Raw genomic sequence first — 13,681 nt, 5'->3', positions numbered from 1 at the left:
ATATTGCTTTAGTAATTTCTCCACAAAACTTAAACTTACACAGAATCTTTTTGCTAATTGACGTTGTGATATTCCACTTTCCAAGTATGTATCAAGTATTTTTTGGCGAAAGTCGAGAGAATATGCTTTCATTTTTACCATTAAGCAGATGCACAACCTGATCTTAATCAGTGTACATCATTAGACTGGAAAACGCCGTAGCATAAAAATCAATAGGTATAAACCTCAACATTAATATTGAACAAGTGACCTTTGTCAAGCAAAATTTTAATAGTTCCTTTGCTTTAATCGGTGAGGCTTGTAGTTAGCCCAGTAAGGTTTACCCCTTACCAAGCTAGAAATATTTGACTATATTTTTAGCAACTATTTATAACAAAACTTGACACTGCCCATGATGGCGTAACAAATGGTCACATAAAACCAAAGCCACCATCGCCTCTACCATGGGTACAGCACGGGGTAATACACAGGGGTCATGTCTGCCCTTGGCAGCTAAAACAGTTTCTTCCCCTCCTTGAGTAACTGTTTTTTGCTCCTTTCTAATGGTGGCGGTGGGCTTAAATGCAACTCGCAAAATAATATTTTCCCCATTAGAAATTCCCCCTTGAATACCACCGGAACGGTTAGTTACAGTGCGAATTTCCCCATGTTCATCGATGTAAAATTCGTCGTTGTGTTCAATTCCTGTTAACAGTGTCCCAGGAAAACCTGAACCAATTTCAAAACCCTTGCTAGCGGGGAGGGACATGACAGCTTTGGCAATATCGGCTTCTAATTTATCAAATACTGGTTCACCTAAACCTTTCGGTACATTTCGGGCTACACATTCCACTACACCGCCAACGGAATTACCTTCTTTGCCGATTTGCTCAATTAATTCAATCATGCGATGGCAGCATTCCCCATCAGGGCAGCGAACAATATTGCTTTCAACTTGTTCTAAGGTGACAGTGTTGGGGTCAATTACTCCTTCTAAATCCTGGATGCGCTTGACGTAACCGATGATTTCAATATTAGCAACTTGACGGAGAATTTTTTTAGCGATGGCACCAGCTGCAACTCTACCAATTGTCTCACGGGCTGAAGATCTGCCCCCACCTTGCCAATTGCGAATACCATATTTGGCATCATAAGTTGCATCAGCATGGGAGGGGCGATATTTTTCTGCCATTTCGTCGTAGTCTTGGGGGCGGGTGTCTTTGTTCCGCACCATAATAGCTATAGGTGTTCCCAAAGTTTTGCCGGCAAATACTCCAGACAGGATTTCGCAAGTGTCAGCTTCTTTGCGGGGTGTGGTAATTTTGCTTTGTCCTGGCTTTCTTCTGTCCAGTTCCACCTGAATTTCTGCTGGGGAAATTTCTAGTTGGGGAGGACAGCCATCAATTATAACTCCCACACCCCCTCCGTGGGACTCTCCAAATGTAGTAATGCGAAATAAATGTCCGAAAGTATTGCCCATGATATTGAGAAAAAAGGTTGAGGCTTTTGTATTGTAGCGAAAGTTATTTTTTCAGAAAATGACCAGTTTTTCGGTTTTGGTTATTTAGTTAACCACAGTTGATGTTGCAGGTGGATTTTCCGGCTGTATTGATTCTAAATCCTGATGAGTAAATGATTTAGCATTTGCTCCCGTGTAAGTAGCAACAATATGACCGTTACCTGTCATTTGATATTTGTAAGTTACCAATCCTTCTAAACCCACTGGCCCACGGGGAGGCATTTGTTGAGTGCTTATTCCTACTTCTGCACCGAATCCATAGCGGAAACCATCAGCGAAGCGGGTGGAACAGTTATGAAATACTCCAGCTGCGTTGACAAGTCCAAAGAACGTTTCTACCGATGTTAAATCTTCTGTGATGATAGCGTCAGTGTGACGGGAACCGTATTCGTTAATATGAGCGATCGCTTCTGCTATTGAGTCTACAATTTTAATTGCTAAAATCAAATCGCTGTATTCTGTTTTCCAGTCTGTGAATGTTGCTTTGCTTATGTGGGGTAATATTTCTAAAGTACGTTCATCACCTTTTAATTCCACATTCACATCTTGCAAAGCTGCGGCAATTTTGGGTAAAAATTCTTTAGCTATAGATTGGTGAATCAACAAAGTTTCAATGGCATTACAAGCTGCGGCATATTGAATTTTCGCGTCAACAGTAACTGTAATGGCTTTGGCAAGATCAGCAGCTTCATCTATATAAAGATGACAAATACCATCAGCGTGTCCTAATACAGGAATGCGAGTATTATCTTGGACAAATTGTACAAAAGAGTTAGAACCTCTGGGAATAATTAAGTCTACATATTTATCTAATTTTAACAGTTCTAGAGTTTCTTCTCTAGTTGTTAATAACTGCACTGCATCTGAGTCAACAGCAGTCTGAGATAATCCTGCCTTGATAGCTTTAACGATGGCTTCACAAGAACGAATTGCTTCTTTACCACCTTTGAGAATCACACCATTACCTGACTTGATAGCTAACGAGACAATTTGAATCGCTGCTTCTGGTCGTGCTTCAAAAATAATTCCCAACACGCCCAAAGGACAAGTAATCCGCTTGAGAACTAAACCTGTATCAAGTTCCCGATGAATTTGCACCTGACCAACTGGATCAGGTAGTTTACGGACATCTCGCACCCCAGCGATGGCATCTCTTAATTTATGTTCATTTAACTGCAAGCGTTTATACAGTGGTTTAGCAATACCTTCAGCAGCTGCGGCTTGACAATCAGCTATATTTGCTTGTGTTATGGTGCCCTTTGCTAATTCTAAAGCTTGAGCCACGGCTTCTAAAGCTTGATTTTTCGCATCAGTGGGCAGAAGTGCCAATTTACTGGCAGAGGCGCGGGTTTGTTGGGCGATGGTAATTAAGGAAGAAGCATCTGGAAGAATAGTCATAATTTTTTGAAACATTGAACTGCTTTGATACTCTCCGGGCTAAAGCCGCGGAGACTCTACATTCTAAGTCATAATTTTCTCTAGCAGGTTTTCACTAACTAGAGTATTGATTCCAACTCCTGTAGCGTTAATATGCCTGACGGCACCCTAGGGGAACGGGGATGTCTTCCCCTACTTTTTGCTAATTTTCTTAAAAACCGGGGATTTGGTTCATGATATCCATCAACTATCCTGGGTTGTTGTTTCACTTCTGTTTTAATTAACTTAATGGGATATGTATGAATATCCCATTTACCCAATAATTTAAGTTCACCAACACCTTTTTTGTCGGTAAAAGTGATACATCTTTTTGTTGGGTGTAATGACCATCCAGAGGTTTTATATTTAACTTTCTTGAGCTATTTGTGCTTTTGCCTGTTGCCATAAAGACTCAAACTCACCCAAACTATAGTTACAAAGGGGGCGGTCAACAATGGCCTCCATTTTTTGCAATCGTTGCACAAAGCGCTGATTAGTACCCTGTAAAGCCGCACTAGGGTCAAGATTATACCAACGGGCCAACTGCATAATTACAAATAATAAATCACCCAACTCAGCTTGTTGACGTTCCGGTGTTTCCTCAGCCAAAGCCTGTTGAAACTCTCCTAACTCCTCATCAAACTTTGCCCAAATCCCATCAACATTGTTCCACTCAAATCCCACAGCAGCAGCCTTCTCGGAAATCTTCATCGCTGCCATCAATGGGGGAAGAGTCCGGCTGTAACGAGCGAGTTTAGCACTCAGTTGATGCTTTTCTGGAGTTTCCCCCTTTTCCGCCGCCTTAATGGCTTCCCAATTTTGGCGTACTTCATCCACACCTTGCACGGACACATTACCAAACACATGAGGATGACGACGAATCAACTTTTGAGAAATGCCCCTCGCAACCGCCTCCATCCCAAAGTGCCCAAATTCTCCGGCAATTTGAGCTTGTAAAACCACCTGTAACAATAAATCCCCCAACTCTTCCTTAATAGCCTCCTGACTTCCTGCTCGAATAGCATCAACCACCTCATAAGCCTCCTCAATCACATAAGGAATCAGACTTTCAGGAGTTTGTGCTAAATCCCAAGGACAACCGCCATCAGGACATCGCAACCGAGCCACCACCTCAATCAACTCCCGTAAAGCAGCCAAACCCTGATCCATAAAAACCTCCCCTTAACCTTAGCGCTTACAATGATCTTTTTCGTCTCCCCTTCCTCACCTTCCCACCAGGAAGCAAACTCCCCACCCCCTGCTTTTGCAACCGCTTATAAGCCGAACCTCCCCAATCGCTGAGAGAATGACTCATGGCTCCCAACTCCAGCCCCAAAAATAGAGCCAAATATTCAGTAGTGTAAACCACAAGCCATCGCCTCACGGTCACACCCAAATCCTGCCAAGTCAAAGTGAAAATTCCCAGCTTTGCCCCCATAACCATAATCACCGTAGCCATAACTCCCAGAAAACAGCCCAGATAAACTACCCGTAGAGTTGTACCAATAATTGGTCCATGAGACAAAACCGAACGATGGCGGAGACTTTTTTGATAAGGTAGCCAAAGGAAGCGGAAAATCCCCCAACGTTGGAATTGACGCGAGTAAATATCTAAATCTGGGCCAAACATCAGACCGCTAAACATAAACCCACTTGCAACTAACAAAGTTAAATTGCTACTACGAGTTTGCCATAAAGTCACACCCGCCACTAAGGGCAGAGTATATAAGGTAATGCGATCATGGGTTTCAGCAGAGGGCATATTTCAATTGATCGCTGTGCAAAGGATGACTAAGTTATTGTAGGTTAAAAAAAAGTTTTCCCAAAGGGCTTGCGCGATCAAAAACCTTTTGCTATATTGTTTAAATGTGAAAGGAAACGGGTGGTTAGCTCAGTTGGTAGAGCGCCTGCCTTACAAGCAGGATGTCACTGGTTCGAGTCCAGTACTACCCATGGAAAAAGCTAGGTAAGACTCGACAAAGATTTACGGTTGAACCACAGCGTAAATGATTCATCGTAATGAACAAATCTTACCACAAACCCTGCCATTAAATAGTAAAACCCTGACACTTTTTTGATAGGATAGAAAGTCTGATTCGTGAAATAACGACTTGAGTATGAGCAAAGGCACCCTGTTTGATAAAGTTTGGAACTTACACACCGTTGGAACACTTCCTTCAGGGCTAACGCAACTATTTATTGGGCTTCACCTGATTCACGAAGTCACTAGTCCCCAAGCCTTTGCTATGTTGCGGGAAAGGGGTCTCAAGGTGCTGTTGCCACAACGAACTATAGCTACAGTGGATCACATCGTACCCACTGACAATCAAGCCCGACCATTTAGCGATGGCCTGGCGGAGGATATGATCCAGGCTTTAGAACAAAACTGCCAGGAAAATAATATCACTTTCCATAACATAGGTTCAGGTAATCAAGGCATAGTCCATGTTATCGCCCCAGAGCAAGGACTAACTCAGCCGGGAATGACGATCGCTTGTGGAGATAGCCATACATCTAGTCACGGTGCATTCGGCGCCATCGCTTTTGGTATTGGTACTAGCCAAGTGCGCGATGTTCTCGCCTCCCAAACCCTGGCTTTATCTAAACTCAAAGTCCGCAAAATCCAAGTTAATGGTACTTTAAACTCTGGTGTTTACGCCAAAGATGTGATACTGCACATCATCCGTACTCTTGGGGTAAAAGGTGGCGTAGGTTATGCCTATGAATATGCTGGTACTACCTTTGCACAAATGAATATGGAAGAACGGATGACAGTTTGCAATATGGCCATTGAAGGGGGTGCAAGGTGCGGTTATGTCAACCCGGATCAAGTCACCTATGATTATTTGAAAGGTAGAGACTTTGCCCCCAATGGTGGAGAATGGGACAAAGCCGTGGCTTGGTGGGACTCTATTAAGAGTGATGCCGATGCCGAATATGATGATGTGGTAGTTTTTGACGCGGCGGATATTTCCCCCACAGTGACTTGGGGAATTACCCCAGGTCAAGGTATCGGCATCAATGAATTGATTCCTAAACCGGAAGAATTGCCCGAAGAAGACCGATTTGTGGCAGAAGAAGCCTACAAATATATGGATTTGTTTCCCGGTCAACCGATAAAAGGCACGAAAATTGATGTCTGCTTTATTGGCAGTTGCACTAATGGCAGAATCAGCGATTTGCGAGAGGCCGCAAAAATTGCCCAAGGTCGTCGCGTTGCAGAGGGAGTCAAGGCTTTTGTTGTTCCTGGTTCGGAACGAGTCAAGCAAGAAGCCGAAGCCGAAGGACTGAACAAAATTTTTCAAGAAGCTGGATTTGAATGGCGCGAACCCGGATGTTCCATGTGTCTGGCTATGAACCCTGATAAACTCCAAGGCAGACAAATTAGCGCTTCTTCTTCCAACCGCAACTTTAAAGGCAGACAAGGTTCATCTTCTGGTCGCACATTACTTATGAGTCCCGCTATGGTTGCTACTGCCGCTATCCAAGGCCAAGTCTTTGATGTGCGCGAGTTGTTGTAATTCATCTGTGGTTTCAAATCAGCAAAAGCCTAGTAAAAATTGAAATTTATGGTCAGTGAAATTACAAAAATCTCAGGGCGCGGTATTATCCTAGCGGGGGATGATATAGATACAGATAGAATTATTCCCGCCCGCTATTTGAAAGCCATTACTTTTGATGGATTGGGTGAAGGAGTATTTATTGACGACCGCAAAGCATTGCAAGGCGAACATCCCTTCGACCAACCCCAGTACCAAGGAGCAAATGTCTTAATTGTTAATCGTAACTTTGGCTGTGGTTCATCGCGAGAACATGCGCCTCAAGCTTTGTCTAAATGGGGCATTCAAGCTTTAATGGGTGAAAGTTTCGCTGAAATATTTTTTGGCAACTGTGTAGCAATGGGTATACCTTGCGTTACAGCCGATGCAGCCACAGTCAAAAAGGTGCAAGAAGTTGTAGCAGCTAACCCCCAAGCACCTGTGACAGTGAACTTGGAGACTTTAGAAGTCCAAGTTGGTGATTACACTACTAAAGTTACCATCAGTGACGGCACACGCAGTACTTTTATTGCGGGTACATGGGATGCTTGCGGTCAGTTAGTGGCTAATGCTGACCAAGTTCTGGCTACGGCTGGTAAACTGCCTTATATCTCTTGGGGTGGGTTAGGCGTGAGTTAGGTTTAATTTCATGGGTGGAAGATTGGTTGGTCAAGTCCTGGGGTGAATATGGACAATAGTGAGGACTTTGGTCCTCACTACAAACTTAAGGATTATTCTTGAGTAAGACAATTTCCCCTTTGCGGTTGATTTCTATCCCCTCCACAAGAAGATGATTTTTATTTAAATAACGCAGCAGTCCCACAGTACGAAAATACTGGTCAATTTCTGGAATTCCCTGTTTATTTAAATAGATGGGGATAATTTGACCTCCAACTAATTTACCCTGGGAATCTAAGATCACTCCTAAGATCATTGAGTATGCAGTCTGAGCCTTTGTGGATAAAGTCCGATATCCAAGAAAGTTACCCAAGGAATAAGCTATTAATTTACCCTTGTACATTTCTATTGCTCTAGGAACGTGAGGACCATGTCCTATGACTAAATCAGCTCCTGCATCTATGACTGTTCGCGCAAACTGGATAGAATTACCTCGGTTTTCTCCATAGAAAAACTCTGTTGTGTTTCTGACATGGAGTGCTGCGGTTCCTTCTGCTCCAGCGTGCATAGATACAACTACAACATCAGCATTCTTTTTCGCCTTAGCTACAAGTGCTTGGGCCACTTTAATATTTTGAATGGAATTATACATATTGTAAGGAGCAAATCCGATCATGGCGATCGCAATATTATTTGCTTCTAAGTAGAGAATTTGATTTTTATGACCTAATGTAGCAATACCAACTTTTTTCAGATTTTTAACAGTATCTTGAAAACCCACCGAGCCAAAGTCCATTGCATGGTTGTTTGCTATGTGAAAGACGTTAAACCCCACCTCAGCAAATAACTTTGTATAGCTAGGTGGAGAGCGAAAAGCGAAAATTTGTCCACCAGTGATATCTTTTGAGGTGTGGGGATAATTCGTGAAGGTGGTTTCTAAATTACCAAGCAAAATATCAGATCCTTGCAAATAGCCTCTTACAGACATTGGTAACAATGTATCTTGAAACTGGGGCAATCTATAATCTGGGAAATTAGTTCCAGGTATAATATCCCCAACGGCTTTGATGCGAACAGTATTTAAGGGTGGGGTAGGTTCTGATTCAGAAAAGAGATATAACTCAGGTTCAGTGACTGTCTTGTTTGCTTCTAAAACTGGTACTTTTCCAAAGGGAATGAATAGTCCGATACCAACACTGAAACACAAACAGCTACTAATAAAACTAAGTGACAGTAATTGCACTACCCTTTGATTCGCCATTGTTTACCCCTCACACAATGGCTTTAGTTTAACTCAAATACCCGTATTTTAGGTATGAATAATGTATTCCAGAAAACTAATTTTCCTAAATAAACTTGAAATCCGAAAAAACATAAGTAAAAATAACAACGGAGAGGGGGGGATTCGAACCCCCGTTGAGTTTCCCCAAAACGCATTTCGAGTGCGTCACCATCAACCACTCGGACACCTCTCCAAGTATCTATTCAATTAGGGTAGGTGTAGACCGGGACTACAAATCAGCTTTTAGTTACTCATTGCCGACATTTAGCCCAAGAGTCTATTACATACCAATAGCCATGATAGCATCCACAGAGATTTAATGGCTAAGTCAGAACTAAATTATCGCGATGAACAACAGTTTCTGCACCTACATAGCCCAATATGGTGAAAATTTCCTTGGAATGACAACCGCGAATTTTTTGTAGTTCCTCGCTACTGTAGTTAACAATTCCTCTGGCAATTTCGTTACCTTGGTGGTCGCACAACTGGACAGCTTCTTGAGCATCAAACTCTCCTACCACTGATTTAATACCAGCTGCCAATAATGATTTTCCTCCCTGGAGGATGGCTGTAATCGCGCCCGTATCCAAGTATAGTTTTCCCGCAGGTACTAGACCATAAGCTATCCAACGTTTACGGGCAGAAGTTGGTTCTGGCTGTGGTTGAAAGTGAGTACCTAGAGGTTGTCCTTGTAAAATTTTCTCGATGTTGTCAGGAAATCTGCCTTGAGTAATCACTGTACGAACCCCCGCCGCAACAGCAATTCTCGCGGCAGAAATTTTAGTTAACATTCCACCGGTACCCCATTGGGAGCCTTGGGAGCCAGTTTGCACTTGTAATTCTGCCAATTCTTTGAGATTAGTAACCAAAGATATAGGACGAGCATCAGGTACACAACGGGGATCGGCTGAATATAACTTGTCTACATCGGTGAGTATAAATAACCAATGTGCTTCCACTAAACTAGCAACCAATGCAGAAAGGGTGTCATTATCCCCAAATTTCAGTTCTTCCACCGCCACCGTATCATTTTCGTTGACCACAGGAATTACTCCCAGTCCTAGTAATTCCTGAAAGGTGTTGTAAACGTTGAGGTAGCCCTGGCGCTGTACCAAGTCGCTGCGGGTCAGCAACACTTGAGCAATTGGTTGATGTAATGTATTAAATAAATCATCATATATCCGCATTAACCGTCCTTGCCCCACTGCTGCTACTGCCTGTTTAAGAGCGATGGCTTTAGGACGTTCTGTTAAGCCCAACCTAGCACAACCTACTCCCACCGCACCAGAGGAAACTAAGATCACCCGATGACCTTGTTGTCTTAAATGGCAAAGTGTTTCTGCTAAGTTGGCAATGGTGGAAAGCGCTAGCTGTCCGGTTTCTGGTTGGGTGAGGCTAGAAGTGCCAATTTTGACAACAATTGTCTTAGTCATTCGTGATTTTCGCTGAAATTTGTAAAGCGCCGATTCCTCTATATGTGAGGGCCGACGCTCTACGACTTTATTCTTCTCTATTATGAACTAGGGTCTTTATTTGACTGACCCCATATTATTAATTTATATATTGCCCGATTTTTAAATTTTAGGTGCATTTTTTAAGTATTTCTTTAGATTTACTTTCTTAGTGATTTTTCAAGTTTTGTGAATTTTTGTTTCTTTAGCAGTAATGGTAGCCCCTAAAATTTCTGAAATCCAAACTTCAAAATTGCGGATGGGATGAGAACCCAGGGCTACATCAGGATGAACGATTGGATCTACTAAAATAGTAAACATTCCGAGACGATTACCTGCTATTACATCAGTGAACAAGCGATCGCCCACCATTCCTACTTGGTGTACTGGTAGATTCATAGCTGTTAGTGCCGCTCTAATTTTACGTCGTGATGGCTTGGCCGCACCCAGATAATATGGCAAGTTGAGCGATCGCGCGATCCCACCAATGCGGGCTTCACTGAGATTATTACTTACAAGGCACAATTCTGTAGAACTACGTATTTGTTCTACCCACTGTTGCAGTTCTACCGAGGCTACCCCCACCGTAAGAGGCACTAGGGTTTCATCCACATCCAATACTAACCCCTTCAGCCCGTATTGTTGAATAATTTCGGGTGTCAGGTTTAGTACAGAACCTTCTAAAATCAAGTCAGGCTGTAACAGCTTGTTCCAAATCATAGTCAAATATAAAGACTGATAAATAGAAATTATATAGCAGTCCTAAATAAATAGTGACTTCTCCCTGAACTAAAAGCCAGGGGAATTTAATATCAATTGGGACTGCTATGGATGCTTGATTTTAAAATTCTCGATTAAAAATTTAATTTGAATTTTGCATTTATTCCACTTCGTTAAAAAGATGTTCTTCTAGGAGTGGTTGCACTTTTTTAAACTCCTCTGGAGAAAGTAATTTAGGTTGACCTGTGGTTGAAATCCGTGCAAAAAACAGCAGAGGATCAAGTGGTGTATAAATTGCGTATTCTTGTTTTTCCTCATAGAAGCTAGCAAGTAGCTGCAATTGTTCTGGCTCCAAATCTGGTTTTTCATCTTCAATTTCCAAGGTGAAAATTTCTGATTCTTCCACTGCTGGCAAATCACCCGCCACTGTCAGAGCATAGGCAGTATGTTTGAGTATGAGATTTTGTTCAGCTAAAACAGCTTGAGCGGTGCTAAAAATTTCGTCAATGACAGTATCATCATCTACCAAAATGGCTTCTTGTTCCTCGTCGTCACCTTGCCAAGCAAAAATTTCTATAGGTGAGTCCACAGGGAGCAGTAGAACATATTCTTGTCCATCTACCGAGAGTGAATGTTCAACATAACATTCCAGGGTGCGCCCTGTGTCATCGGTCAGAGTGATGGTGCCTGCATGAGCATGATCATTTTCTTCAGGGAATGGAGAGGAAAACATAGCCGAAATGTGAAAATTTATAAATACCAGTAGATATACAAATTTCTTTACTGTTTAATGACGAGTTAAGTCAAAAGAGTAGTGTCAGAAATCGATATTAGTTTTGGTGATTAGTTTTCAGAATATCATGTAAAAAGGTATCAATACTCTCAGGCTAGCACCGATCTATGGAAATTGCCTCGCCTGATGTCCAGCCATTGTTGCAAAATTAAAGATGCTGCCTTACGGTCAATTAAACCCTTATGGCGTGATGGGGAGCGGTTTTCAGCTATTAACAGTTGCTCTGCTTGAAAAGAAGTTAACCGCTCATCCACATATTCCACCGGCAATTGCAGTGCTTTTCCCAGTTTTTTGGCAAATTTCTGTACTTGACGAGCCTGGAATCCTAAAGTCCCATCCATGGAGTAAGGTAAACCAATTACCAGAACTTGCACCTGACGCTCATGTACTATGTTGCGGATTTCTTGGACATCTCGATCAAAAGATGTACGCTCAATAGTTGTGATTCCTGTAGCAATCAAACCCGTACCATCGCACCCCGCTACACCAATTCGCTTGCGACCGAAATCTAATCCCAATGCGGAAATAAACAGTTGTGGTTGGTCTTGGGGTGTCAAATTAATTCTCCTGTCTTGTATCTGTTGACTCAGGAATGGGCAATGGTTCTATACTAAGATTTTCGCACTTAAAGGTTATGGGTTCTGATTTAGTTAGCGCTGGTCTATCTGAAGCTGTTTGCTTTCTTGGTCTTGCCCATGACATTCCACCTGGTATCGGCTTACGAGCAGGTTGCAAACCTTGCAACACTCCAGTCCATTGAATTCCGTCTAGGGAGACAAATTTCGACTCTCGCAACTTATGCCAAACTGAACGAGACATAACCAGGGTATGTTCTACACGTTCTGCCCCAATGCGCTCTAAATACTCTTCTCGCTCTGGCTGGTAGTCAGACGATGCTAGTTGTAAACCTTGCTGGGGGAAGTCTTGGGCAATGCGAGCTAATTGGGAAAGCAACTCTGGGTACAACCACGTATAGGCGGGGTGGACTGTCAGCGTAGCAACATGAGGAATTTTACCTTTACGGTCAAGTTGTACTTGAAAATAACCAATGGCTGCTTTGCGCTGGGGTTCAAACACGTAGCCACTGACTACTTCAATTTTGGTTACCCACTGCTTAACAGCATCAGTTAAAGCGCCAAACAAACTAGTTTTAAAGTCCCTTGTGTTACGGTCAAACACCTGACGTACTAAAGGAGGCATTGATGCTGTATCCAACTGATAGAGTAACTGAGCATCGGCGTTACTGACAGGCAAAAGATTGGGCAAATCAGGCTCTGCTTGGGCTAATTCAGCGAGCAATTTAGGTTCAATTTCCCAGTAGGTCATTTCTGCCAAACGCTGAAATCCATTTTGCCGATATAGTGCTAGGGCGTCTTTATCATTAACATTAACTTCTAATACCCAGGTTCGAGCTTCCAAAATCGACTCAAAGCAATGGCGCAAAAGTTGGGAGCCGATTCCTTGCTTCTCCAGGGACTTCACCAACATGATGCGATCAATTCGCCATGTACTGCGTGTACGGTTGAAAGGTGACACTTGAATCATCCCTAATAGCGATCGTCCCTGTTCTGCTACGTAGGCACAGAAACGATACTGTAGAGGGTTAGGAAACCAACTTAAAAATTTGAGGAATCCATACCAACGGCGTAACCATTGCATCTGGCTCACAGCAGACTGAGCCTCTTTGGGAGTAAGGCTGGCCAATGAGTCTTGAGTTATTTGTTCTATCCAATCCAGATCCCGGTATTGGGCTGGGCGGATGACAACGCTGATGTTTCGAGGAAGTAATGAAGTCATTTTAATTTTATCTGCCATTTAGCCTTAACTTACTGGGTCAGAGGAAGTATTGCAATAACTAATTTTAACGGCTTTGGCCTTCTATTTCATGCTCCCAAAGAGTGATTTTTGTAACCAGATACTAGTATGTGATGGTATATTAGTTAACTAACTTAAAAAAGCAGGGCTGATGAAATCTACAACCTTATTGTTGATTCAATAACATCCCATCTCATGTTATCAGAAAATGCGGTTTAAAACCCTGTACCGCCATAACGGCGTTAATGTATAGGCCTTAAATAACAAACATATAGTCAGATATTCACATCTGTGATATAGCTTTAAACTAAACTATTGCTAAAATTCTCATCTTTCTCATCCAATCTCAGGATTCGGTAACCTATGAAAATTTAAACATCTTTAAACATCGAGAGTCTAGTACTTGACCGATACTTGTTTGCTAACATTCACTAAGAAATACACTCTCTAAGAGAGGGCTTACCAACCAATGCACGTTGGCCTAGGGTGGGGGATAGCCCATAGGAAAATCCCTCGCGCACCATTCATTATTTATGTCCCGGCTCATTA

General features: G+C 42.5%; 12 protein-coding genes, 2 tRNA genes and 1 pseudogene. 3 read left to right on the top strand and 12 right to left on the bottom strand.

What is annotated here, in order from left to right; translation table 11 throughout:
- Positions 1 to 367: 367 nt before the first annotated feature.
- From aroC to NWP25_RS02215, 5 genes and pseudogenes are all read right to left on the bottom strand, one after another.
- On the bottom strand, positions 368 to 1,459 hold the full coding sequence (gene aroC, locus NWP25_RS02235; RefSeq protein ID WP_280698814.1) for a chorismate synthase: 1,092 nt from the start codon (positions 1,457 to 1,459) through the stop codon (positions 368 to 370).
- An 84-nt stretch (positions 1,460 to 1,543) separates the two neighbouring features.
- Positions 1,544 to 2,896 (bottom strand): glutamate-5-semialdehyde dehydrogenase, encoded by a 1,353-nt coding sequence (locus NWP25_RS02230; protein ID WP_280698811.1) that lies wholly within the window; start codon positions 2,894 to 2,896, stop codon positions 1,544 to 1,546.
- A 173-nt stretch (positions 2,897 to 3,069) separates the two neighbouring features.
- Positions 3,070 to 3,291 (bottom strand): annotated as a pseudogene (locus tag NWP25_RS02225) (RNA-guided endonuclease TnpB family protein); the annotation flags it as partial.
- Positions 3,281 to 4,084, bottom strand: a complete 804-nt coding sequence (mazG, locus tag NWP25_RS02220) for a nucleoside triphosphate pyrophosphohydrolase (RefSeq protein WP_280656340.1) — start codon at positions 4,082 to 4,084, stop codon at positions 3,281 to 3,283. The pseudogene NWP25_RS02225 and the gene mazG, both read right to left, overlap by 11 nt.
- 25 nt (positions 4,085 to 4,109) lie before the next feature.
- Positions 4,110 to 4,676, bottom strand: a complete 567-nt coding sequence (locus NWP25_RS02215) for a metal-binding protein (RefSeq protein WP_280698809.1) — start codon at positions 4,674 to 4,676, stop codon at positions 4,110 to 4,112.
- 118 nt (positions 4,677 to 4,794) lie between these two features.
- Here NWP25_RS02215 and NWP25_RS02210 point away from each other — a divergent pair.
- The 3 genes from NWP25_RS02210 to leuD all read left to right on the top strand — a co-directional run bounded on the left by NWP25_RS02210 (position 4,795) and on the right by leuD (position 7,092).
- A tRNA-Val gene (locus tag NWP25_RS02210) sits at positions 4,795 to 4,867 on the top strand.
- Positions 4,868 to 5,031: 164 nt separating this feature from the next.
- On the top strand, positions 5,032 to 6,435 hold the full coding sequence (gene leuC, locus NWP25_RS02205; RefSeq protein WP_280698807.1) for a 3-isopropylmalate dehydratase large subunit: 1,404 nt from the start codon (positions 5,032 to 5,034) through the stop codon (positions 6,433 to 6,435).
- 48 nt (positions 6,436 to 6,483) lie between these two features.
- Positions 6,484 to 7,092, top strand: coding sequence for a 3-isopropylmalate dehydratase small subunit (gene leuD, locus NWP25_RS02200; RefSeq protein WP_280650137.1), 609 nt, complete (start codon positions 6,484 to 6,486; stop codon positions 7,090 to 7,092).
- A gap of 85 nt (positions 7,093 to 7,177) precedes the next feature.
- On the opposite strand, the gene NWP25_RS02195 is transcribed toward leuD, so the two are convergent.
- The 7 genes from NWP25_RS02195 to NWP25_RS02165 form a co-directional block, all read right to left on the bottom strand.
- A complete protein-coding gene (locus NWP25_RS02195; protein WP_280698806.1) occupies positions 7,178 to 8,332 on the bottom strand; it encodes a CapA family protein in 1,155 nt (384 codons plus the stop codon).
- A gap of 129 nt (positions 8,333 to 8,461) precedes the next feature.
- Positions 8,462 to 8,546, bottom strand: a tRNA-Ser gene (locus NWP25_RS02190).
- Between the two features lie 130 nt (positions 8,547 to 8,676).
- The gene (gene proB, locus NWP25_RS02185; RefSeq protein ID WP_280698804.1) at positions 8,677 to 9,786 is read right to left on the bottom strand and encodes a glutamate 5-kinase; all 1,110 of its coding nucleotides are present in this window, start codon (positions 9,784 to 9,786) and stop codon (positions 8,677 to 8,679) included.
- 198 nt (positions 9,787 to 9,984) lie between these two features.
- Positions 9,985 to 10,524, bottom strand: coding sequence for a YqeG family HAD IIIA-type phosphatase (locus NWP25_RS02180; RefSeq protein ID WP_280650134.1), 540 nt, complete (start codon positions 10,522 to 10,524; stop codon positions 9,985 to 9,987).
- 160 nt (positions 10,525 to 10,684) lie between these two features.
- Positions 10,685 to 11,257 (bottom strand): DUF3727 domain-containing protein, encoded by a 573-nt coding sequence (locus NWP25_RS02175; protein ID WP_280650133.1) that lies wholly within the window; start codon positions 11,255 to 11,257, stop codon positions 10,685 to 10,687.
- Between the two features lie 149 nt (positions 11,258 to 11,406).
- Positions 11,407 to 11,874: a Holliday junction resolvase RuvX gene (gene ruvX / locus NWP25_RS02170; RefSeq protein ID WP_280650132.1), complete on the bottom strand. Its 468-nt coding sequence runs from the start codon at positions 11,872 to 11,874 to the stop codon at positions 11,407 to 11,409.
- 1 nt (position 11,875) lies between these two features.
- Positions 11,876 to 13,132, bottom strand: coding sequence for a GNAT family N-acetyltransferase (locus NWP25_RS02165; protein WP_280698802.1), 1,257 nt, complete (start codon positions 13,130 to 13,132; stop codon positions 11,876 to 11,878).
- Positions 13,133 to 13,681: the final 549 nt, after the last annotated feature.

The sequence above is a fragment of the Umezakia ovalisporum Ak1311 genome (genome assembly GCF_029891685.1).
Lineage (GTDB): Bacteria > Cyanobacteriota > Cyanobacteriia > Cyanobacteriales > Nostocaceae > Umezakia > Umezakia ovalisporum.
The sequence above is the reverse complement of the archived record's forward strand: the minus strand, read 5'-3'. Positions and strand labels throughout refer to the sequence as shown.